The following is a 20,835-nucleotide window of genomic DNA, read 5'->3' as shown; positions in this document are numbered from 1 at the left end:
GCTTAGGTGATATTGTCTTAGGTTTTATGCTAGCCAGTTTTTTGCTTGCTAGCCATTTGCTAGCCAATCTTTTGTTAACACGTCTTTTGCTTACAAATTTCTTGCGGTAAAGGCTTTTATTTTAAGCTCTAAACCCACCCATTTCAGTAGGTGGGTTATTTACTAACCATATATTGCTCACATATTTATGTCATTTAAATAGAATGATGGAGGATATTAATGTTTAACGTATTTTCACTTCTGAAGTTCGTTTCTATTTTAGCTAGCAGAGGCTAAATATGGTGATAAAGATTGAAACTCACTTTTTGACAAAAGTAAGTAAGTGAAAAATTCTAAAAGTGAGCTGTGAGATTAGAAAATGTATGGTAATAAATTAAAGTTTACACTGACCCAACATATTCTTGATTTATATGGGAACGACAAACAGTAATATTATTGAGATGTTTAAGCATAATGAGTGTAAAAGTAAAGCAAATGGGTGGCTATTTGATCACAGTGACGAGATCAATCAAGTTAACTTTTATATCTTTGTTTATAAAATAATGCATAGAAAACGATCAAGTATGATCAACCCCTGAGTTTGGGTAGTAATGTCGAGAGTGTAGGTTTTATTAGGTATCATGGTGTATGCATTATATTGAACCCAGGCACTGAGTTAGTAAGCTTTTATTCTCTAATCGCTTTGCTCTTGGCAATATGCTTTCAATTCCACAGGTATCAATCAAGTCATTATCTAATACTGATCAGTTAACAATTTTGGCCGATCTTTCAGGTACGGCATGAAGGTCTCTTTATTGTATGGTTGCCTTTCATTGAATTACCTCAAGCGCTCTACAAGCTTGATCTAAACTCTGTTATTTTCATTCACCTATTTGTTAAAATACTTATGGCTGATATTTAAAAAACTCGCTAAAGACGAAAAAATAATGAGGAAAAAATAGATACTTTGCTATTTATCACTTTTAAAAGAGCGAAAGTTTCATTCAAATAGCACACTTTGGTCTACAAAATAAGAACAAAAAATGCCGCTATCAATAAGCGGCACTTTTAACACATTGTTTAAAACATTAATTTACAACTGCAAGTTGATTAGTCTTGTTGCACTGTTGCTTCGGCAGAATTAGAGTAAATTGTACTTAAATCGTCACCCACAGTGTAACTTTCGAAGTCCTCAGTTAGCACTGCCGTATCGTTTGCATCAGCAATAACAATGTCATCAGCGAGTAACTCTTTTGCTGACTCATCCGCAGAGCTACCAATACGGATTTGATACGTTTCTGTCGCTGTACCTGTATTGATTGCTTCATATGGACCGTAGAAGGTTGTGCCACCATCAATTGAAAGTGAATAACCTGTGGCTGTCCACTTAATTACTGCATTTATTTCAGTATCATCAAAATAGGTTAAGCCTTCAATGGTTTGTTGTGATTTTGCTGCATCACGATATTTAACCTTACCATCATTAGAAAAGATTATTTCGCCAGTAAGCTTACTTGAAGAGGCAGAATCACCGTAAATACTGATGTAAGCGGTATTATCTTCTTCAACACCTGGTGTAGCAGTGAAGCCAGAAATGGCTTGTAGCTTAATGGTTGCAGAAATAGAGCCTGCAGCAAGTGCCGTCGTGGTTAAGCGTAACTCAGCATCAGCGTCTGTTGTGGTATCCGCCATTCTAGCAACTTTATTTACACTCGTTCCCGCTATGGTTCTAACGGTTGCTTCAGCAGAGCTTGAATAAGATGAGCTTAAATCTTCACCGTCAGCATAACTTTCGAAGTCTTCAGATAATACTGCCATATCTGTTTCATCAGCAATGATGACATCATCAGCGAGTAATTCTTTTGCTGACTCATCCGAAGAGCTACCAATACGGATTTGATACGTCTCTGTCGCTGTACCTGTATTGATTGCTTCATATGGACCGTAGAAGGTTGTGCCACCATCAATTGAAAGTGAATAACCTGTGGCTGTCCACTTAATTACTGCATTTATTTCAGTATCATCAAAATAGGTTAAGCCTTCAATGGTTTGTTGTGATTTTGCTGCATCACGATATTTAACCTTACCATCATTAGAAAAGATTATTTCGCCAGTAAGCTTACTTGAAGAGGCAGAATCACCGTAAATACTGATGTAAGCGGTATTATCTTCTTCAACACCTGGTGTAGCAGTGAAGCCAGCAATGGCTTGTAGCTTAATGGTTGCAGAAATAGAGCCTGCAGCAAGTGCCGTCGTTGTTAAGCGTAACTCAGCATCAGCGTCTGTTGTGGTATCAGCCATTCTGGCAACATTATTTGCTCCAGTATCAACAACAACTGTGCCTGTAATAGTGATGGCTAATTCAGCGGTAGTGCCATCCAAAGATTCAATAGTAAAGGTATCGAGTTCACTTTCACCCACAACAAGTGCTGCAATAATGGGATCTGCAGTATTAAGTGAATACGTCCAAGAGCCATCTTCTAATATTGCTAATGAACCGTATGTACCCATTAAGGTTGTCTGAACAATAAATGCTTCGCCTTCATCTGGGTCAAGTACACTTACTAAACCTGTAGTCGTTGCTTCATCAGCTGCAATTCTTCCCGTTAAATCAAAGAATACTGCTGGAGTAGGTTCTTCTGTGTCGTCACCTGCATCAAATACAATAACTTCTGAGTAAATAGCTAAGCCATACTTGCTGTCTTCACCATCTAAAGTTTCACCTGCACCATAGCTTTCAAAGTCTTCTGAAAAGACGCTTGCTGTGCCAGCGATATCAGAAAATACTTCAATGTTATCAACATAGAAAGAACCGAAAGGAATCGTTCTATCATTATCACCAAATCTAAATTGGATAGCTTTAACACCATCAGCGAACCACTGGTCTAAGCCTGTATAATCAGAGTCAACAACTGCTGCAGTAGAGAATGAACCTCCACCAATCACTACACCATCAATAGTCACTGTGATTTGATCTGCTTGATCTAAGTCCCATGTGATTTCTACATCATAAAACTGCTCTTCAACAAATGGGGCAGTGATGATATTGCCAGGATAAGCGTCACTGTCAGTATTTCGAACAAAGAAACGTGGCTCAATTACAGTGCCATCGGCTTGAGTTTGAGTGCCTTGTATACGCAAATCTATAAGCGATTCACTAGAACTACCAGATGAGCCATAAAGCGTAATGTAGGCATCTTTAATATTTCCATCACTACCAAGCGCAACCTCTTTAGATATAGATGCAGTCAGCTTACCTTGACGAAGGTTATCAACGCTAAATCTGATCTCACCCGTATCGCCGCCTGTATCGCTTATTTTCACAACTTGAGTAAGTGAAGCAACACGAATAACAATATCAGCAGTCGTACCATCAATAGAAGCGACAGTGATTGAATCAGTTACAGAGTCAAAGAGTTCAAGGCTCGCTAAAGTTTCATTTGCAGTGTCTACCGTGTATGACCAGCTACCGTTGGCGCTGATACTAAATGTACCATAATCAAGTGACACATCAGTTTGCACAACAAAAGCATCTTCTTCAAAGTTTGGATCAATAATGGTGAGTGAACCAGTTAATGGATTAATAGCAGTATGTTGTACAGTACCGCCAAATTCACCTTCGATGATTGCCGCAACAGGGTCATTGTTATAACCAACAGCGGCTCCAATTACATCAAGTAACGCTTCATCAACATAACTGGCAACTTGTGAAGTCGTTTGCAAATTAATTTGAGCTGTTTCAAGTGTCACTAAAGACGCTTCAGAAAATGAGCCATCAGCGACGTCACTAGCAAGTTCTTCCATAACGGTAGCTAAATCTGCGTCTGCGTTGTCTGCATCAACTTGTGATAGTAGCGCTAGCACAGAACCATATCTATCAGCATCTTCAGCACCATCAGCACCCAGTTCAACAGTACCAACTAAAGTAGGAAGCACTTCTGTTGTATCAAAACGAATACCAAAACGAGCATTAATTATTTCAGCTGCGTCAGCAAACTGGTTTAAATCACTACCGGCGTTTTGAACAGCCATTTCGGTTAAAGGAGAAACAACATAGTTAGGTGGAGGTAGTATGGTTTCCACACCCGCATCATCAGTCTCAATAATATTTTCAACTACATTCACTACAGATCGTAGTTGAGGTGCATCTAAGGTTAAACCTGTTGATTCATCCGTATAAGTACCGCCAGTACATGCAATTAAACCTAAACCTTCGAAGTGTACGTCGCTAAAAGTAACGCCACCTGAAGTGTCAGAGGTTGCAGTGCCTTGCGCAGGCAGAACAGCAGCACCACTACCATCAACTTCAAATATGTCACAAGTTGCACCATCAATAGGGCCCTTAATAATGCTAGCAGAAACATTTAGGGTTGGGTTGATAGTAGGTGTAGATGCACCTAGACCTTCTGTAAAGCCTGCATTATCGGTATAATTAGCAGAAACAGAAATTATCGTGCCTTCGTCAGCTTCTGTAATTGTGTAAGATGTGCCGATAGTACCTGTTGACCAAGCGTAGGTAAGGGTGTCTGCTTGAATTCCGTCAGCATCAGTAGCTATTGCTGAGAGCGAGGCGCCTGCAAAAAAGTCACTTCCGATTATTTCTATACTACCGCGAGTATTACCATCCAGTTCAGCACCGTCATCACCGCCACAACCTACTAGGCCTGTCGCAATGATGAGCGGTATAAGTAATTTATTATTCATTTTTATTACTCCAAAAATTCTTTCTTCAAATTTAGCTTGTTTTATTTAAGTACTAGATTTGGCTAGTACTTAAAGCTGACACCTGCGAACAGGCGAGGACCGTAATCACTTACTTGACCCAAGTTACCTTGGGTATAGAAGTCATCACTGCGGTGCTCACTGAACAAGTTAATTGCTGAAACTTTAACACGAACGTGTTTATTGATTTTGTATGCAGCACGAGCTTCCCACGTACCTGCCTCATCAACATAACGTAGTCTTGTGCCGTTAGAAGTGTAAGGTTGGAAGTATTCGCTACGATACTTATAGATAAGCGCAGTATCAAAATCACCTATTTGGTAGTAAATCTGACCATTGAATACATGCTCAGAAAATCCAGGTACTGAGGCTGGTGGAACAATACCTGAGGTAAGCTGAGTGGTTACACCGTCTAAATCAGTCGTATAGGTATCACCGTAGTTACTATCTTCAAACTCATAGTTTGTGTCTGCATAGTTATAACCAAGTTTCACACCAATGCCTAAATCCCAACGATACGAGAATGTCGCTTCGAAACCATAAAGATCACTTTTTTCGTCAGTAGTGACTGAATTAGTAATAGGTAAAGAAACTTCCACACCGTCAACGATAAAATTCTCTAACTGTGTTTGCTGTTGGTAACCGCCATTGAATTGCTTGTAGTAAACACCTAGCGCTACCATAGAATCATCGCTTGGATACCATTCAACAGCAGCGTCATAGTTCCATGACATTAATGGTTGAAGATCAGGATTACCTGAACCATTTACACCAACCAACAAGTCTTCAATTGATTCAGGGTCATCCGAGTCATCAGTTACGAATGTGCGGCTATAACCTAAGTCAGATGGATCTGCACGTGACATACCTCGGTAAATACCGGCTCTTAGAAGAATATCCTCATCATAATCAACGACTAAGTTAAAGCTTGGTAGTACTTCAGTGTAATCACCACCACTTTCAATCTGTTCAACAGTCCCGTTTGGTACTAATTCGATGATACCTGTCGCGGGATCTGTAACAACGTCAAAACCTTCTCTAAACCCAATAGAGGTAACGTCAGTATTGACGACACGAACACCAAAGTTACCGCGAATAAATTTACCAAACATTTCAGAGTCGTAATTAAGCATGGCGTAAGCAGAGGTAGTTTGTTCTGTTACGTCAATAGTACCTGCATTCTCGTATATCACCTCTGGGTATGCGAATTCGCCGCCTTGTGATGCTGCTAGTGCTTGAGAGAAACACTCGTTATTGTATGTTGCCCACGAAGCGCCTGTACCGCTTTCTACAACATTACCTGAACTATCAACATGGGTGATAATATCACCGTCAGAAACACTGGATAAAAAATCACTCTCAGGGAAGGCTATTTGGCATCCTTCAAGTACATCAATGGCCGATGTTACAGATTCATCTAAATTATATGTCGTTCTTGAGCCATTACCGTTCGAGCCACCAAATTGAACATATGTTAGCTCAGAAACGCGAAGGCCAGCTTGAACGCTACTAAAAACATCACCGTCTAGATAATAATGAGCATCAATGCGTGCACCCATAATTTCGTTGTCGCGGACATTTTCTCTGTCGAGACGAGTACGAAGGCTATCAGTAAAATTGGAAATATCAGTCACATCAAAATCAGTCACTGTAAAATGAGGAATATATTCACCTAAATCCCAAGATAAGAAAGGACGAGAGCTCGTTCTTCCTCGGTTTGTTATTTGTAGTTCTTCACGGCTGGTTTTAGAATAGCCAAGGTCTACACTAATCTTTAGATCATCAGAGAAAAAATGTTCAACGTTCAAGCCATATCCACGATAGTTTTCTTCACGCGAAAACTGCTCGCCCGCAGATTCGATGCGTTCTTCACCTTCCCAATGTAGAATACCGCCAACATCGTTTGTGATCAGATTTTGTCCCGTTACGCCCGGTGTAACACGCTTTTGTAAGAAAAGTAAATCATGACGCGCTTCTGCTTGGGTGCGATCTGAAAGTTGCACGTCAAAATTGATATCCCATTTTTCTGAGGGTTGGTATTGTAGAGCAAAGAATAAAGCATCTCTTTCATCAGATGTTTCATTTTGACGGAAGCTTCGGCTTGAGCCAGTCCATGCGTATTCTCTGCCATCATCTACTGCAAGACCTGTTTCTGGATCAATATCAGTATTATAACCTTGGTTATTCGAGCCAACAATTTCATCTTCACAGTCGCCCGCTGAGCTACGGAAAAAACCGGTATTGGTATCGGTTGGATCATTCAAACATGCCCATAAAGATGAACCCGTTGGACTTGAGCTTCTATATTCAGCTTCTGGCTGGCTAATATCTTGACGTTGAAAACCTACACTCAAACCAATTTCTTGGCCGCTAGCAAATTCAAATTGGTCAACATAACTGAGTGTTCCACGGTAGCCCCAATCACCTTGAAGTGAAGAGTCAACGTTTGCTTGGTCTGGGTTGTAATTAGCTTTTACTTCAGCCTGAAAACGTTGCTTACCAAAATCTAAAGGCTTAAGTGTCTCCAGGGTAATAACACCGGCAACACCACCTTCAATCATGGAAGCGTCTTGTGTTTTATAAATAGCCACTTTCTGCATCAGCTCAGATGGGAACTGAGAAAAGTTAACTGAACGGTCACCACTACCATTGGTCGCTGCACGGCCATTGATGTTAGTGGAACTTAAGAATGGGCCTAAACCTCGAATACTGATTTCAGTAGCACCACCATTTTCACGGTGAGATGATGCACCGGTTAATGACTCTAACGCCTCAGCAATTGAAAGTGCAGGTAAATCACCAATATCTGAAGCAGATAAACCGTCAACAACCGTGGTAGACTCGCGCTTTATTGCAATTTGGTCTTGAATTGTTCTACGTGTACCAACAATTGCAATAACCTCTATATCTTCCTTGGCTTTTTCTACATTTTCAGTTTCGGCCTCTTGTGCTGTAGCCGAAAATGCAAAAGAGCTGGTTACAGAAGTAAATGCAGCAAGCTTCAACCATTTTGCTATAGGTGAAAGCCTGAACTTCCCTATTTCAAGGATGGGTTTTGTTTTTTTACTTAATTTCGTCGACATACCTTACTTCCCCTTAGTATTTTAATAAGCATGTTAATGCCATATATTGGTATATATTTTATTGCTAGCAGATTACTGCCATTAAATTCTTATATTTTTTATAAAAAGCAGGTTGCTGCTATTAAATTCTTATATTTTTTATTTAAATTAGAGTTAAATTGATTTCAACAGACGAAATCCAAACAAAAGTTTTAACCTATTGATCTAAATAAAAATATAACCAATAATTGTAGTTGCGAGATACAAGTTACGAGTTATGAATTTTAAATTGATGTGTTAACTTCGCTAAAATTTATACCCTGTATGCATGTTATGGATATGATAGAAAGTGGCTTGCACATAATCACCCTCAGCGCCGCCATTGTTTTGGTTATAAACACCCGCTTTAAAGTACATATACTGGTCACTAGCACTATAACCACTATCTTTCATGTCAAAGTACTTAGTAATATTTGGCTTACCTTCCCTGATGATAGTGACGAACAACACTTCATCTTCGACGGAAATTTTATAAGAGAATTTTTCGTTTAAGGCGATGCCATCTTCAGGATCTGACAAAGTATGTGAACGTGAGCCAATCATATTTATCCAAATATCATCACCGCCATTTATTTCATGGGCAAAATAAATAGACCCTTTCGAGTTGGCTGGTAATTTTCGGTAATATAAACGGATGGGTTCGTCATCAGTGGCGTGAATTTGCCCAATGATCACGCGTCCAACCTTTTTTTCATCACCAGTGGTAGATACTCTGTTTATTGCTAAAGTCCCTTCCAAACTGCCTTCAACACCCCCAGACTTAGCTTTCACCGAACCGTGCGCGTTACTGAAAACCCAGTTATTCTTTGTCAGGCCACGCGTTTTTATTCGACTAATACCCCTACGTAGCATTTCGCGTAGTTCGGTTCTCGCATATTTTGTATTTTTTGAGGTCTTGGCACCTACGTTTGGGCAAGCGAATACCAAGCCACCATCATCTGCTGTATAAAAAAATGGCTTTAAGTTGAAGCCTTTAGCTAATGATTTCTCATAGACGGTATCAGCTTTTTTATCTTTGTTGAGATCGGTTGGTAACGTTAACGACCAATCGAGTAAGTCAAAATTTTCACCTGGCTTTTTAAGCGGATCGAGTTTTGACAAATCCCCCAGTAAAACGCCTTCAGCAAGGCTAGTGTGTGACTTCGGAATAAGCGTATTCTCCTCAATTTCCTGAGCATTGAGTGATGCGCTAAAAACAGCTAAAGCAAAAGTTAGTACAGCGAAAACGTCACACATTTTCTTTTGAAAAGGTCGGTAAGATTTATATGTGTTGATATTGGAATCCTTTAAAATTTACGATCTCTTTGTTGAATATGTTCGTGTATTGTTCGGCTTACCTATTTTCAAAGCTTACTTAGAATGCCTATATGCGCAGCATATAGTGGCGCACCTACACATGAACTTAACTAACCCTGAAAAACGTCATAAAAATCGGTATGACTTTGCTTCTAATTAACATCAAAAATTATCTAATTTCGTTGTAAAAAGAAGCAGAACTCTTTGTTGTATATGACCAAAGAGCTATGATTTATTGCTACGCATAGAACCATACACAACTTACCAACACAGCTATATACTTAACAATTCGCTCACACCTGTAACCTTGTGTTAAACAAAATATAACCACCACAACATACCGTTGTCAACCAAAATAGTGTCAAAAGCATTACCAAAAGTAAGAATTGGTAGTAACGAGGGTGTGAATGAAACTAACGCATTGGCTTGACATATTTTTTGTGCAATAAAAAAATGGTGAATAAACATTGGTTTATGGAAGGGTTGGGCTGTTATTGTTGAATAGTTCTTATATTCACTACCAATGGATATGACAACATTACCAAATAACAGAACAAAGTTAGCTAGTTGCTTTGATGTGTTACCAATTCGCGATTACTGTTATTACCAATATGCATGCGGGTGTTACCAATAGGTGATGTAATGAGATTACTGTTCAGAACTAATATGCAGATTATAAGCTGTACGATAATTCGTATTGATTGTGATTTATCAGTAATGCTCTTGTTGAACGAAACTACGCTGTCAGGCGCATTAGTGCTTATTTCGATGCATGTCCTGATAACCATTCAACTGATGATTTGAAGTGCTACTTTGTCAGTTTGATTGCCTCACACTCATGGAGCACGGTAAAACTCGACCGTAACGGCTTGTACTGGACTAATACCAAGCACAATGCTTAACAAATAGATGCGAGTCAGCAAAAGATTACTGCTGCTGTTGAGCGAATACAGTATTTGTCTGAACGTATTGCAGAGGCATTTTCATCAGTTGAGCAGTTATCAAAAGAAGCGACATAAATTAATGATGTGGTTATCACCATTAATGGTATCTCTGAGCAAACCAATTTGCTTGCCCTAAATGCAGCGATTGAAGCGGCACGTGCTGGAGAGCAAGGCCGAGGCTTTGCTGTTGTTGCCGATGAGGTCAGAACCTTAGCGGGTCGAACACAACAGGCCACAGTCGAAATTCAATCCATGATTGAAGGTCTACAAACCGGTTCAAGTAAATTAACCCATATTACTAACGTGATCGTTGAGCAAGCTGATGAAGGTCGGGAAGGTATTCAAGGTGTAGGTGAGGATATCACTAATATGGCAGGTTCAATTAATGCCGTATTTGATATGAGCAGCCAAATAGCGGCATCAGCCGAGCAGCAAAGTGTGTCTGCTGGCGATATTTCAACACAACTGAATGAAATTCGCCAGCAATCAGATGTGATTAAAACCAATGCGCAACAAGCGATGCAAGTAGCCGAGGAGTTAGCTGAGTCATCCCATGGTTTGACAAATATTTTGAGCCAATATAAAACAACTTAATGGCTGCTTAGGTGATATTTACCAAGGCTTTATGCTAGCCAGTTTTTTCGATAACGGTTTGTGTTAATAACTATACTGCCAACATATTGATATTATTCAAATAAAAGCCCGAGAATATTTCTATTCTCGGGCTTTTTGTTTTTATGAGTTTGTGGTTTCACAGTTTAATTTAGTTAAACGTGCTCCAAATAGGCGCATGATCTGACGGCTTTTCAATGCCACGTAAATCGTAATCTACATCAGATTCAATCAAGCTAGGCAACATAGATTTAGTCACCATAATCACATCAATGCGTAATCCACGGTTGTCATTAAAGCCTTTACTGCGATAATCAAACCACGAGTAACGTTCCGTGCGTTCTGGGTGCAAGTGACGGAAAGAGTCTACAAAGCCCCAATCTTTTAACTTAGCTAACCATTCACGCTCTTCAGGCTGAAAGCTGCATTTCCCAGTTTTGAGCCAACGTTTAGCATTAGGTTCACCAATACCAATATCTAAATCAATAGGCGAGATGTTGATGTCTCCAATGACAGCAATGTCTTCATCAGGCGTGTGATTCTGTTCAAGATGAACCATTAAGTCTTTGTAGAACTTACGCTTGGCAGGATACTTGGTTTCATGGTTAATATTTTCCCCTTGTGGGAAATAGCCATTAATTACGGTCAGCATCCGGCCGTTATCTTGCTCGAATTTGCCAATGATAAGACGGCGCTGTGCATCTTCTTCATCAGAAGCGAAGCCTTTAATAATTTCAACGGCTGGCTTTTTAGATAACATGGCTACGCCATAGTGTGCTTTACCACCATGATAATGTACTTCATATCCCATGGCCTCTACATCGGCAATAGGGAATGCTTCATCATGTACTTTGGTTTCTTGTAAACCAATAATATCAGGTTGATGGCTATCGATAAGTGCTTGTAATTGATGGAGCCTCGCTCTTAATCCATTGATATTAAATGAGACAATTTTCATCAAAATACTCGCTTAAATGGTTTAACTATCACACTTTCATACACGCCAGCAGCAATATATGGGTCAGCATCTGCCCATGCTTGTGCATCTTCCAAAGAGGTAAATTCTGCAACTACTAGTGAGCCAGTAAAACCTGCTTCACCTGGATCGTTATTATCAATTGCAGGATGAGGTCCCGCGGTGAGTAATCGGCCTTCATCTGCTAATACTTGCAGTCTGGCTAGATGATGCTCACGAACAGATAAACGTTTGGCTAAACTATTTTCCACATCTTGTGATGAAATCATATACCACATCATTTGGCTCCATTATCGATATGATGAATCTCAAAAACGCTTAGGCGTCTTTGTCTGTATCCTGTTGTTTTTGTTCCAGTGCTTCTGGCGGTAAGTGTTTAAATAGATACACTACCGTGAGTACAGTATTTACGAGGGTGAGGGCGGTTAAACCGAACACTTTGAAGTTTACCCATGTTTCTAATGGCAAGCTGAAAGCAATGTAAATATTCACGATGCCACAAATGACAAAAAAGCTTACCCAATACCAAGTTACGGTTGCCCATACTTTGTCTTCAACGACCATCTCTTTACCAAGCATACTCTTTAGCAATGATTTACCCATCACTTGGCTGACGCCTAAACCAACGGCAAAGAAGGCGTAAACTATGGTAACTTTCCATTTAATAAAGGCATCATCATGGAAAAATAGGGTCAGTGCGCCGAAAAAGGTCACCATACCGAAAGTGATGAGATGCATTTTCTCGATCTGTTTGTATATCGCATAAGTTAAGATCATTTGCACTGCAGTGGCAGCCATCAGGGCGCCAGTAGCCGTATAGATGTCATAAAACTTATAGATAGCAAAGAAAATGATGAGCGGTAAAAAATCGAGCAATTGTTTCATAGTAAACTTAAATCACTTAGTCAGTGCAAATCCATCGCGATTAAAAAGAGGACTGAGTGTAGCACGGCCTTTTTAGCCAAAGAAAGCGCTAAACCTTGATTAGTTGACCGAGTAGTAGTTACTAATATTGCTTTGGCTAAATAATGTGACTTAGGCTACTGCATTACTAACTCTTTAGTAAGTGTGCCAGTGCTTTTTACTTTTTAAATTTTCCAGTTTAGTCTTTAATAAATTCGGCTTTACCCTTTGTGGACTAATGGTGATACCAAAGGTGAGATTGAGATAACAATTCAACAGTCTTGGGGGAAAGCAGTGGGTTGGCTATTTCAAATACTTGTCGCTGATCGATGTTGGCTTTTTCCAACACGCTGGTGGTTATTGGATGTTGGGCAAATAGACGCTCGAAACTGCCATCTTCAATGGCTAGATGTAGTCCGTGTTCGATGCGTTTGGCTAATACTGAATTGCTTTTGTTTACAAAAAAGTAAATGGGCGCAGGATACTTAAGTAATAACTGCTGTTCAATTTCGATATCTTCACGGCGAAGCAACTCGTCCCAAGGTTCATGAATGGCTCGGGGAAAGTAATCGAATCTTTGCTTAGCGAGCATCGTCAGCAGATTCATTGCCGAGCCAGTGACGGTTTTAAAACCATTGCGCTCTAGGATTTGTACATCAGGCCAGTCAGTGCCTTGACCAAAGGTTTGTTGACGAAAATCATTTAGATTATTAACTTGATCAAATCTGTACTGCTCACCTTTACGAATAATACCAATACGATAACCCATTAAGCCTTTAAGTAACGGTATATAAACCGCCTGAAGTGTGGTTTCACGCTCAACTGACGTCATCGTCCAGACCACGTCGAGCGCATTTTCCTGTACCATTTTCAGAGTACGCCCTTGTGGCATTTCCAGTACCACGGCTTGCATTTTATAGGGACCAAACTCATCACTACTTTTGCTCAAAGCCAGCTCTAGCATGGAAATATAATATGCTTGTTTAGGGTCGACAAACTGCGCCGAAATATTATATTTCACTGTGGTGACCTGCTCATCACTATGCGTCTGTGCTAATGATGGTGCAGCAAAAAGTATCCATACAGTGAGCATAAATAGCTTGATTCTATCCATTTTATACCTGCTATCGATCTCCATTAAATTGAGTATAGTCTGGGCATAAAAAAATGGAGCATTAAGCTCCACTTTTAGTCAATAGGTGTTACTAATAGCCTTTAATTGTTGGACAGGTGCATTTGCTATGTGTTTGTAAGCAAACAAGACTATGCGTCATTAAGTGGCTGCTTTCATATTTTGTGTAAAACTAGCTAACTGTTCGAGCAACACTTTAGGTTGATGTTGGTTAGCCTCAATAATTTTTACAACAGCAGATCCTGAAATAGCACCTGCAGCGCCAGCTTCAATGGCCGCCGCGACTTGTTGTGGCTCTGCAATACCAAAACCTAACAGTGGTGGCGGTGCATTATATTGCGCCAATTTAGACAAGATCTCATCAATGGGCTGACCCGCTTTAGACTCAGTACCAGTGACACCAGCGCGTGATAATAAATAGGTATAACCTTCACACTTTTCGCTAACTTGCTGTAGTGTTTCACTGTCCGCATTGGGCGGTGCAATGAATATAGGCGCAATATCATACTGTTTCGCCGCATCGATAAACGGCTGAGCTTCTTCCATGGGTACGTCAGCAATTAATACCGAGTCAACGCCGGCTTGTTGTGCTTTAGCATAGAAACTGTCAATACCATTGGCATAAACCAAGTTTGCGTATAGCAATAAACCTATAGGGATTTCCGGGTATAGGTTTCGGACTTTTTTGATGATCTCAAAGCAGCTGTCAGGCGTACTTCCTGCATCCAAAGCGCGAATGTTTGCACCTTGGATAACAGGGCCATCAGCAAGTGGGTCAGAAAATGGAAAACCTAACTCTAGGGCATCAGCTCCGTTGTCCACCAATGTTTTGATAATGTCAAAAGACAGCTCAATATTTGGATCACCAATCGTCACGAAAGGCACAAATGCGCCACGCTGTTGCTGCTTTAGGCTGGCAAAAGCTTGTTGGTATCTTTGACTCATTGTGCGTTCTCCTGTTCAGGCTGACTGTCAGTTTTGCCTTGTAAAATATCAGATACGGTGAAGATGTCTTTGTCACCACGGCCTGATAAGTTCACCACTAAGATGGTTTCTTTCGTCGCTTGTTCTGCCATACGAAGTGTGTAGGCTAACGCGTGTGCTGACTCCAGTGCTGGAATAATACCTTCACTGCGGGCAAGTAATTGAAATGCCTCTAATGCTTCATCATCTGTTGCTGATTCATAACTGGCACGGCCTGTTGCATTTAAATGGGCATGCTGAGGGCCAACTGATGGGAAGTCTAGACCAGCTGATACAGAATAAGACTCTTCAATTTGGCCATTGGTGTCTTGCATCAGTGGCGCTTTCATACCGAAGAATATCCCTGTTTTACCGTGTTTTAAAGGCGCGCCGTGCATGGGAGTATCAATGCCTTTACCTGCAGGTTCAACACCGATTAAAGCCACAGATGCTTCGTCAATAAAGTCTGCAAACATACCGATGGCGTTAGAACCACCGCCAACACAGGCGATGACTGCATCAGGTAGACGGCCTTCTTTTTCAAGAATTTGTTTTTTGGTCTCTTCGCCAATCATTCGCTGAAATTCACGCACTATAGTCGGGAATGGATGAGGGCCAGCTGCTGTGCCTAATAGGTAGTGGGCTTTATCATAACTGGCAGACCAGTCACGCATCGCTTCATTACACGCATCTTTTAGAGTGGCAGAACCTGAAGTGACAGGGATAACTTCAGCGCCCATTAATTTCATTCTAAATACATTAGGCGATTGACGTTCAACATCTTTTGCACCCATATAGACTTTACACTTGAGATCAAGCAGAGCGCAGGCTAGCGCCGTTGCTACTCCATGTTGTCCGGCGCCCGTTTCAGCAATGATTTCTTTTTTACCCATGCGTTTCGCCAGTAATGCCTGACCAAGTACTTGGTTGGTTTTGTGTGCGCCGCCGTGGAGTAAATCTTCACGTTTAAGATATATCTTAACCAGTGGGTTAGGGCTCAAATTGCGTGTCAGGGTGAGTGCTGTTGGTCTACCCGCGTAATTTTTCAATAAATCAGTAAATTCCGCTTTGAAGTCATCATCTTGCTGGGCTTCAACAAAAGCAGCTTCAAGCTGCTTTAACGCAGGTACTAAGATTTGCGGTACATACATACCGCCGTATTCACCAAAATATGGGTCTAATTTGAGGGTTGTCATTGTGTTTCCCTATCATGCACAGCCAGTTCAATGTGCTGTGTCATATTTATCGATTAAACGTGTTCAGCATTCGCGTTATTGATGCGCATGCCGGTAATTGGTTTAAAGCTACATGCTGTTTAGTTCTTACGAAGCTCGGCAAAAGCCTGATTAATTTTGTTGGCAGATTTTATCCCAGGGCTGTCTTCAATGCCGGAATTGATATCTAAGCCATAAAAACCTTGTTGATTTGCCTGATAAGCATTCTCAGGGGTTAAGCCGCCAGCGAGCATGGCATCATGTTTATTATCGATGTCGGCTTGCCAATCAAATGTTTTGCCTGTTCCGCCAAATTGATTACCATGTTTACTATCGAACAAATAGCGGTCAGCGCCTTTGGCAAATGCCGTCAATTGTTGTTTTTCATCTAACGCGCAAGCTTTCCAAATTTGTGTGCTCAATTGTGCTTCAGTCAACGACGCCTTTAGTTGATTGATATCAAGCTCTGATTCATTGCCGTGTAATTGAACAGCAAATAAATTAAGGGCTTTGGCATGTTTGACGATGTCAGCAACGGGTTGATTAACAAATACACCAACTAAGTTAAGTGCCAGTTGCTGCTGGGTCATGGCTTGTTTAAGTTCAATAGCAGCATCTAAGGAAATTGCACGTGGTGAAGGTGGGTAGAAAATCATGCCACCGAATACAGCTCCTGCTTCAACGACAGCTTGAATATCTTGAATTTGGGTTAAGCCACAAACTTTGTTGTTACCGAAAACCAGTTGACGACACGCTAGGTCAACATCATCTTGAGCCATTAATGAACTACCAACTAAATAACCATCAACTAATGGATTAAGGCGTTGCACTTGTTGATGGTTATAAATACCTGATTCGCTGATCACAACTCTGTCAGAAGGAATTTGAGGCGCGAGTTCTTCAGTCGTTGCTAAATCCGTAGATAAGTCACGTAAATTGCGATTGTTAATGCCAATAATGGCAGCATTTAAATCAATAGCACGTTGCAACTCCTGCTGATTGCTCACTTCCGTTAAAACATCTAATTGATAGGCTTGAGCGACTTCAGCTAATGATTGATATTGCGCGTCATCAAGCACTGATAGCATTAACAAAATAGCATCCGCACCCTGATGGGCAGCGAGTTTAATTTGATAAGCATCAACAAAAAAATCTTTACATAATATCGGTTTATCAACTTTTGCGCGCACGTTAGCAATAAAGTCAAAATCACCTTGGAAAAACTGCTCGTCAGTGAGTACCGAAATACCCGCAGCATATTTTTCATAAATACTGGCAATAACAGCCGCATCAAAGTTTTCGCGGATTAAGCCTTTTGAGGGACTGGCCTTTTTACATTCAAAAATATACTGGGCATCAGCTTGTTTCAGTGCATCAAATAAGCTGCGATGTGAGATTTTCGGCGCCAAGCTTTGCTCTGGAAAGCGCTGCTTTAGTTGAGCAATATGCCCAGCCTTAGTATCAACAATTTTAGTAAGAACATTAGCTTGTGGTGCACTTGCTAATGGTGCAGTTGTTTCTTGGTCAGCCAAAGATAGGTTAGGGCTCATTTCATACTCCTTGGCTAGCGTTGGCTAGTTGTTTTAAACAGTTTAGTGCTTTACCTGAAGCAATGACGTCAAGTGCCAGTTGAGTACCTGCTTTAGGTGAAGTGCTGACGCCGGACACATATAAGGCACAGCCTGCATTGATTGCCACTGCGTTTTGTTGAGCTTGTGTGCCTTTACCGGCCAAAATAGCTTGGGTAATTTTAGCGTTGTCACTAGGCTCACCACCTTTTAGCGCATCAATTGGCGCTTGTTCTACACCAAGTTCAGCAGGTGAAATGGTATAAAAGAGTATTTTACCGTCTTTTAACTCTGCTACTTGTGTGTCCCCGTGCAACGCCACTTCATCTAAGCCACTACCGTGCACAACCATGGCGTGTTTAACGCCAAGTGCTTGCAATACATTCACTATTGGCGCGAGCAGTTTAGGTGAGTAAACACCGAGTAACATATACTCTGGTTTGGCAGGATTAATCAGTGGTCCAAGTATATTAAAAATAGTCCGTGTTTTTAATGCTTGTCTCACCGGCACAGCATGTCTTACACCTTCATGATAATGTGGTGCGAATAAAAAACATACTCCGATATCATCAACACATTTAGCAGCTTGCTCTGGTGTCATAGTAAGTCCTACACCACAATGACTGAGTACATCTGAAGCGCCAGATTTACTAGAAACGCCGCGGTTACCATGCTTTGTTACTTTCGCGCCAGCGGCGGCAGCGACAAATGTTGCAGTGGTTGAAATATTGATAGTGTTAAAACCATCGCCGCCTGTGCCGACGATGTCCACTACACCTTGTGTTAATGATGCTTGGCTTCTTGGAAATGGTTTGGCTGCTTGTCTCAGAGCGAGTGCTGCACCGGTAATTTCATCAACCGTTTCACCGCGCATTTTTAATGCCGTTAACATACCCGCCATCACTATTGGGTCCATGTCACCATTAATGATAGTGCTGAACAATTGCTGGCTTTGCGCCGTTGTTAAAGCATTGCCTTGGTATAAGGTATCTAAAAGTGGTTGCAGTTGTGACATGATTATTGCTCTCCCATGGCGTTAGCAGTATCAGAGGTAAGGTAAATTAACGTTTGTGTTAGCAGTTGGCTGCCAAGAGTCGTGAGTATCGACTCTGGATGAAATTGAAATCCAACTGCTTTATCTTGTTCATGATGAATGGCCATCGGCATGTCGTCAGTTGTTGCAATGACAGATAAGCAATCAGGTACCTTTGTGGCAACTAAGCTGTGATACCTTGCAACAGGTAAGGGCGAGGGCAGATTAGCAAAAACACCTGTACCAGTGTGTTGAGTTGGGCTGGCTTTGCCATGCACCACAAATGGTGCGCGCTCTACTTTACCACCATAGTATTCAACCATTGCTTGATGTCCAAGGCAGATCCCAAGCATGGGTACTTTACCCGCAACTTTCGCTATCAATTGCATCATGCAGCCTGCTTCATGTGGCGCACCAGGCCCGGGCGATAGTACCAGTGCTGATTGTTCTTCTGGGTTGGTAAGCTTCTTTGCAAGATAGTCAGCGCAAACATCATTGCGATAAATCACCACTTCAAAGCCTAAGCTGCGAAATTGATCGACTAGGTTATAGGTGAATGAGTCAAAGTTATCTAATAAATACAGTTTAACATTAGGCTTCATTGTCCACCTCCTAGTTTGATAGCAGAGATGACGGCTTGTGCTTTTTGTCTTGTTTCATCTGCTTCCGCCTGTGGATCTGAATCAAACACCACACCAGCTCCCGCTTGGATGTGGGCAACATCATTTTTGACAAAAGCAGAACGGATCACAATGCATGTATCCATATCGCCAAGGCCATTGATATAACCTACTGCGCCGCCGTAACTGCCGCGTCTTGCTTGTTCTGCTTGGCGCACCAATTGAGATGCTCTGACTTTTGGCGCACCCACTAGCGTACCCATGTTCATACAAGCTTGATACGCATGCAGTGCATCTAAATCTTGTCTTAGTTGGCCAGTAACACGGCTAACTAGATGCATGACATGTGAGTAACGGTCTACTTTTAATAATTCAGCCACTTTTCGGCTGCCACTTTGGCTGATGCGTGCAATATCGTTACGTGCGAGATCAACTAACATTAAATGCTCAGATAACTCTTTCTTATCTAATCGAAGTTCCAGTTCGATTCGGCTATCTAAATCGAAGTCAATTTGACCGTCTGCAGTTTTGCCACGCTTTCTGGTTCCCGCAATCGGGTACACTTCAACCTGATTGGTATTGGCTTCATATTTCAGTGCACTTTCAGGTGAGGCGCCAAACAGAGTGAAGTCTGGGCCCCTAAAATAGAACATATAAGGGCTTGGGTTAGTCATGCGTAATGCACGGTATGCGCCTAATGTATTTGGACATGGAAGACTGAAGCAACGGGATGGCACAACCTGAAAAATATCGCCGGCAACAATGTGTTCTTTCAAGTTAACTACCGTTTGTTTAAATTGCTCATCTGAGATGTTTACTTGCTCTTGAGCATCAACTGGCGTAAGCGTTGCAATAGGATTTAACTGCGTGCAGTGTTTGACTAGGTCAGTTACGCGTTGGTTTAGTTGCTGTTTTACAGCCTCGTTATCACTAAATTGGTGAGTGATCACTTGAGCTTGGTGCTGCTTATGATCCACCGTTATCAATGTTTCAGCTAAATAAAATAAATAGTCTGGACAATCATTTTCGCTATTAGGTACTGCAGGAAGTGGCTCAACAGTATCAATTAAATCGTAAGCTAACACGCCGCCGAGGAACAAATCTTCAAATGCTAATTCGCCTTTAGATTGACTTACATGTTGAACAAACATACGTAAACCATCTAAGGGGGAAGCTGATTTTAACCTCGCATCTTCATCTTGACCCTGTTCAGCTTTAGTTAACGTAATCGTTAATTGATCATTACTTGGCTGACTCTGTGTTTGCTGACCGAAGAACTGACTGATAGCGGGTAATAAGTGAAGGCCGTTATCAGTTAATGCTTTGAAACTTATTTGATAACCATCACAGCGGATCATTATAGCTGCATGGGTCAGTATTAAGCTTTTCAAATGATCTTTACTGTCAATTTCAGCTGATTCAAGCAACATAGTATGTTGCGCATCTTGGGTCACATGCTGATATAAGTTAAGCGGATCTGCATGGTAAGTTAACCCCTGCTTTACCGTGCTAACTTTAGCTAAATCTTGCTGCATATTCGGTGCCCCTTTGTTTAGCGTGTTATCTGTATTCATTGTGCTTACTTGTTATATGTGTCTGATTATTGCAGGCCAAATAACAAAAAAGCCCACATAATTGCGGGCTTATTGTTGAATCTTGTTGCTTAATTTGCGTGCAACGCTTCACACCACCCGTTAATTTGGGAAGTGCCACCACCAAGAGATGTTTTGAGAAGCGATATATTGTGTCAT

At 41.1% G+C, this 20,835-nt stretch carries 13 protein-coding genes, 1 pseudogene and 1 other annotated feature; of the genes and pseudogenes, 1 reads left to right on the top strand and 13 read right to left on the bottom strand.

What is annotated here, in order from left to right; all coding sequences use genetic code 11:
* Positions 1 to 1,089: 1,089 nt before the first annotated feature.
* The 3 genes from ACHUGF_RS07160 to ACHUGF_RS07150 form a co-directional block, all read right to left on the bottom strand.
* The gene (locus ACHUGF_RS07160) at positions 1,090 to 4,683 is read right to left on the bottom strand and encodes a VCBS domain-containing protein (RefSeq protein WP_394130095.1); all 3,594 of its coding nucleotides are present in this window, start codon (positions 4,681 to 4,683) and stop codon (positions 1,090 to 1,092) included.
* A 62-nt stretch (positions 4,684 to 4,745) separates the two neighbouring features.
* Positions 4,746 to 7,784 (bottom strand): TonB-dependent receptor, encoded by a 3,039-nt coding sequence (locus ACHUGF_RS07155; RefSeq protein WP_394130094.1) that lies wholly within the window; start codon positions 7,782 to 7,784, stop codon positions 4,746 to 4,748.
* 285 nt (positions 7,785 to 8,069) lie between these two features.
* Positions 8,070 to 9,059 carry a polysaccharide lyase family 7 protein gene (locus ACHUGF_RS07150; protein ID WP_394130093.1) on the bottom strand — a complete coding sequence of 330 codons (990 nt, stop codon included), beginning with the start codon at positions 9,057 to 9,059 and terminating at the stop codon, positions 8,070 to 8,072.
* Positions 9,060 to 10,021: 962 nt separating this feature from the next.
* Between ACHUGF_RS07150 and ACHUGF_RS07145 the strand changes: the two are divergent.
* A pseudogene (locus tag ACHUGF_RS07145) lies at positions 10,022 to 10,657 on the top strand (methyl-accepting chemotaxis protein); the annotation flags it as partial.
* 169 nt (positions 10,658 to 10,826) lie between these two features.
* On the opposite strand, the gene xthA reads toward ACHUGF_RS07145, so the two are convergent.
* The 10 genes from xthA to ACHUGF_RS07095 all read right to left on the bottom strand — a co-directional run bounded on the left by xthA (position 10,827) and on the right by ACHUGF_RS07095 (position 20,658).
* The gene (gene xthA / locus ACHUGF_RS07140; RefSeq protein ID WP_394130092.1) at positions 10,827 to 11,633 is read right to left on the bottom strand and encodes an exodeoxyribonuclease III; all 807 of its coding nucleotides are present in this window, start codon (positions 11,631 to 11,633) and stop codon (positions 10,827 to 10,829) included.
* Positions 11,633 to 11,929, bottom strand: coding sequence for a YciI family protein (locus tag ACHUGF_RS07135; RefSeq protein WP_394130141.1), 297 nt, complete (start codon positions 11,927 to 11,929; stop codon positions 11,633 to 11,635). Before ACHUGF_RS07135 ends, xthA begins: the two co-directional genes overlap by 1 nt.
* 40 nt (positions 11,930 to 11,969) lie before the next feature.
* The gene (locus ACHUGF_RS07130; RefSeq protein WP_394130091.1) at positions 11,970 to 12,536 is read right to left on the bottom strand and encodes a septation protein A; all 567 of its coding nucleotides are present in this window, start codon (positions 12,534 to 12,536) and stop codon (positions 11,970 to 11,972) included.
* 253 nt (positions 12,537 to 12,789) lie between these two features.
* Complete coding sequence (locus tag ACHUGF_RS07125; protein WP_394130090.1) at positions 12,790 to 13,668, bottom strand: hypothetical protein; 879 nt, start codon at positions 13,666 to 13,668, stop codon at positions 12,790 to 12,792.
* 159 nt (positions 13,669 to 13,827) lie between these two features.
* Positions 13,828 to 14,631 carry a tryptophan synthase subunit alpha gene (gene trpA, locus ACHUGF_RS07120; protein ID WP_394130089.1) on the bottom strand — a complete coding sequence of 268 codons (804 nt, stop codon included), beginning with the start codon at positions 14,629 to 14,631 and terminating at the stop codon, positions 13,828 to 13,830.
* The gene (gene trpB, locus ACHUGF_RS07115) at positions 14,628 to 15,845 is read right to left on the bottom strand and encodes a tryptophan synthase subunit beta (RefSeq protein WP_394130088.1); all 1,218 of its coding nucleotides are present in this window, start codon (positions 15,843 to 15,845) and stop codon (positions 14,628 to 14,630) included. Before trpB ends, trpA begins: the two co-directional genes overlap by 4 nt.
* Positions 15,846 to 15,964: 119 nt before the next feature.
* A complete protein-coding gene (trpCF, locus tag ACHUGF_RS07110; protein ID WP_394130087.1) occupies positions 15,965 to 17,413 on the bottom strand; it encodes a bifunctional indole-3-glycerol-phosphate synthase TrpC/phosphoribosylanthranilate isomerase TrpF in 1,449 nt (482 codons plus the stop codon).
* 1 nt (position 17,414) lies between these two features.
* Positions 17,415 to 18,452: an anthranilate phosphoribosyltransferase gene (trpD, locus tag ACHUGF_RS07105; RefSeq protein WP_394130140.1), complete on the bottom strand. Its 1,038-nt coding sequence runs from the start codon at positions 18,450 to 18,452 to the stop codon at positions 17,415 to 17,417.
* Positions 18,449 to 19,066, bottom strand: a complete 618-nt coding sequence (locus ACHUGF_RS07100; protein WP_394130086.1) for an aminodeoxychorismate/anthranilate synthase component II — start codon at positions 19,064 to 19,066, stop codon at positions 18,449 to 18,451. The genes trpD and ACHUGF_RS07100 overlap by 4 nt, the downstream gene beginning before the upstream one ends.
* Positions 19,063 to 20,658, bottom strand: a complete 1,596-nt coding sequence (locus ACHUGF_RS07095) for an anthranilate synthase component 1 (RefSeq protein WP_394130085.1) — start codon at positions 20,656 to 20,658, stop codon at positions 19,063 to 19,065. The genes ACHUGF_RS07100 and ACHUGF_RS07095 overlap by 4 nt, the downstream gene beginning before the upstream one ends.
* 43 nt (positions 20,659 to 20,701) lie before the next feature.
* Positions 20,702 to 20,808: a sequence feature (Trp leader region), on the bottom strand.
* Between the last annotated feature and the right edge of the window lie 27 nt (positions 20,809 to 20,835).

This window comes from Shewanella maritima (genome assembly GCF_043643735.1).
Lineage (GTDB): Bacteria > Pseudomonadota > Gammaproteobacteria > Enterobacterales > Shewanellaceae > Shewanella > Shewanella maritima_A.
Note: the sequence above shows the minus strand (reverse complement) of the source record. Positions and strands in the feature narration are given on the sequence as shown.

Coding starts and splice junctions, on each gene's coding strand:
- ACHUGF_RS07160 (WP_394130095.1), bottom strand. CDS start 4,683: ATGAATAATAAATTACTTATACCGCTCATCATTGCGACAGGCCTAGTA.
- ACHUGF_RS07155 (WP_394130094.1), bottom strand. CDS start 7,784: ATGTCGACGAAATTAAGTAAAAAAACAAAACCCATCCTTGAAATAGGG.
- ACHUGF_RS07150 (WP_394130093.1), bottom strand. CDS start 9,059: ATGTGTGACGTTTTCGCTGTACTAACTTTTGCTTTAGCTGTTTTTAGC.
- xthA (WP_394130092.1), bottom strand. CDS start 11,633: ATGAAAATTGTCTCATTTAATATCAATGGATTAAGAGCGAGGCTCCAT.
- ACHUGF_RS07135 (WP_394130141.1), bottom strand. CDS start 11,929: ATGTGGTATATGATTTCATCACAAGATGTGGAAAATAGTTTAGCCAAA.
- ACHUGF_RS07130 (WP_394130091.1), bottom strand. CDS start 12,536: ATGAAACAATTGCTCGATTTTTTACCGCTCATCATTTTCTTTGCTATC.
- ACHUGF_RS07125 (WP_394130090.1), bottom strand. CDS start 13,668: ATGGATAGAATCAAGCTATTTATGCTCACTGTATGGATACTTTTTGCT.
- trpA (WP_394130089.1), bottom strand. CDS start 14,631: ATGAGTCAAAGATACCAACAAGCTTTTGCCAGCCTAAAGCAGCAACAG.
- trpB (WP_394130088.1), bottom strand. CDS start 15,845: ATGACAACCCTCAAATTAGACCCATATTTTGGTGAATACGGCGGTATG.
- trpCF (WP_394130087.1), bottom strand. CDS start 17,413: ATGAGCCCTAACCTATCTTTGGCTGACCAAGAAACAACTGCACCATTA.
- ACHUGF_RS07100 (WP_394130086.1), bottom strand. CDS start 19,066: ATGAAGCCTAATGTTAAACTGTATTTATTAGATAACTTTGACTCATTC.
- ACHUGF_RS07095 (WP_394130085.1), bottom strand. CDS start 20,658: ATGAATACAGATAACACGCTAAACAAAGGGGCACCGAATATGCAGCAA.